1 protein-coding gene is annotated in these 2,523 nt (G+C 34.4%); it reads right to left on the bottom strand.

All coding sequences use genetic code 11. From position 1 onward, the window contains the following. Positions 1-175: 175 nt before the first annotated feature. Positions 176-2,523: DNA methyltransferase (locus ACH2BP_RS13485; protein WP_395060745.1), on the bottom strand; the 2,348-nt coding region annotated here is incomplete at its 5' end.

Genomic DNA, 2,523 nt, shown 5'->3' on the forward strand with positions numbered 1-2,523 from the left:
CAATTCTTCCCAAGTTGGTAAATCCAAATATCTACGAGAGAAACCTGAACCAATAAATAAATATGGATTTGTTGTGAATGCTTTTAAATGGTCAAATAAATCAGAGTTCATCTATTGTTTTTATTATGTGTAAAGTTATCTTTCTTAAATATACCCGTATGTGAAATCACTTCCATTACAGTTTGACTTTTTTAGCTTTCTTCTCCTTCACGGATAACGTATCTTTTTCTTTCGCTATCATCTTTTCATACAACCCAAACAAATATTCCAATCGTTCTTCATCGCTCTCAAAAGCTTTGCTACGGTAGCATCTTTCTACAGCCAAATCATTCAGTCGATGTGCTTCACGTAAACCCTCGGGCATTTTGTCTGGGTCGTACATTTGCGCCAAGGTTTTCTCAGAGTGGTTTTCCCGTTCTTCCAGAATTCTAAATACACATTGTGTTAGTTCTTCTTTTTGGGCAGCGGAAATCGGCAGGAAGGGAAAGGTATTGTAGCATAGTGTATTAGAATATTGCATATCCGTTTTTAATCTACCCGCAACGGCTCTAACCCATTGAATGTGCATCCTTGATGAAATTAATGAAAATAAATATGATTCTGCATTATATATTGCTCTTGCTGCATTTGAAATTATTGTTCCAGAGTTAAGAAAACCAATTGGAACATAATTTCTCTTTTCAGAACCAGTTTGAGGAATAATAATTGAATCCGCTTCAATGAATGTTGTTTCGTCAAATTGATGTGGAAATTCAGCTTTTTTTCGAGTAGCGGCTTTTGTACTTGCAATTCTTAATTCTCTACATTTTTCAAATCTTTTTAATAATGGTGGAATGGAATATGATAACTCTTTATTTTTTTCTGTAACCCAAATGCAATATCTCTTTCCTCCATTCATTAAATCATCAGCACCAATATAATCTTTTATAAAGAGTTTTGATTCTGGGTATTCTTTAAGTAAATTATTTTTTTCGTCTTCATTTAAAATAAGATTACCACCATCTCCAGCCTTAATACCAGAAGTCATAGTTGGCAAAAAAGAAAGTTGTTTTTGTCTTTTTTCAACAATTATATTATGTCCATTACTTAAATAAGGATTTATGTTTAATGAATTTACCTTTCTGATGTCAGTAAATATGTGTTTTTTTGATTTATTATAAATATTTCGAATGCCAATAATTACAACTGAAACACCAGCATTTGCTTTTGCGTTGTTTTTCCATTTAAATGAAGTATGTGCAAAACCAATTTCTAAATTTTTATCAAAAATCGGAGGCCATAATAAAGCTACTTGTTCGCCTTGGCAAATAGAATTGGTAGAAACAAAAGCAAATTGTGCATTGCGGTTTTGTATATAATTGGCTCCTTTTATAAACCAAGCGGCTATATAATCTAAATTCTTATAATTCTTAAATCCTTTAAAAACAAAAGCCATGTCTTCTTTTTGTTCGGCATTTTGCATACTGCTTCCCAAATAAGGTGGATTTCCCAAAATGTAGATTTCATCATTCTCTTTTTTCGGGCAAACGGTTTCCCAATCTAGCCTTGTAGCGTTACCTTTTGTAATTTGTCCTGCATCTTTAAGTGGCAAGGTAGGATTGGTTTTACCAAAAGCTTTAAAAAAATCTTGGTTCATTTGGTGCTCTGCTAGCCAAAGTGCTAGTTTTGCCACTTCATATGCAAAATCGTCAATCTCTATGCCGTAATAATTGTTTAAGGTAATATTGGAAAGAAAATCGCTTCCAAAATCTAAACTACCCGAACCTGATTTTCCTTTTAGGATATTTAGCTCGTTCAGAATTACCATTTCTAAGCGGCGTAATTCTTTGTAGGCAATAATCAAGAAGTTTCCGCTACCACAAGCGGGATCAAATATTTTTATGTTTTGCAAACGACCCAATAAACCAGTGAGTTTTTTAATATTGCCCTTTGCAGTTTCAAATTCCTCTTGCAGTTCGTTTAAAAACAACGGCTCTATCACTTTCATGATGTTAGGAACCGATGTGTAATGTGCGCCTAATCCGCCACGATGCTCCGGTGAAATAACCGCCTGAAACATGGAACCAAAAATATCCGGATTAATGGCTGACCAATTTAATTCTCCCGCATCTATAATTGCCTGACGAGAACGACGTGTAAAAGTGGGTGTTGGATGGTTGTATTGAAATAAACCTCCATTTACATACGGAAACTCGTTAAGGTATATTGGTAAATTTGCACGTTTACTTTCGTTGGTATTTAATACATCGAATAGCTTATTTAGATACTGGTTTAAATCATTTCCATCGGTTTGTGTATGCGATGCAATAGCATTAGTAAACTGACCCAGTTTATAAATACCTGTGTCTTCGGCAAAGAAGCAAAACAATAATCGTGACAAGAAAACATTGAGCCCATGAATAAATTCTGGGGAATTATCCGGATTGTCTTTCTTGATTTCGTCAAAAAGCTTTGCCATTTTTTCGGCTGCTTTTACATCGGCTTCAGTTTCTTTTCTGTGTGATGCTTTTTCCATTCCTGCCC

Source organism: Flavobacterium sp., assembly GCF_043756175.1.
In the GTDB taxonomy this organism is placed as follows: domain Bacteria; phylum Bacteroidota; class Bacteroidia; order Flavobacteriales; family Flavobacteriaceae; genus Flavobacterium.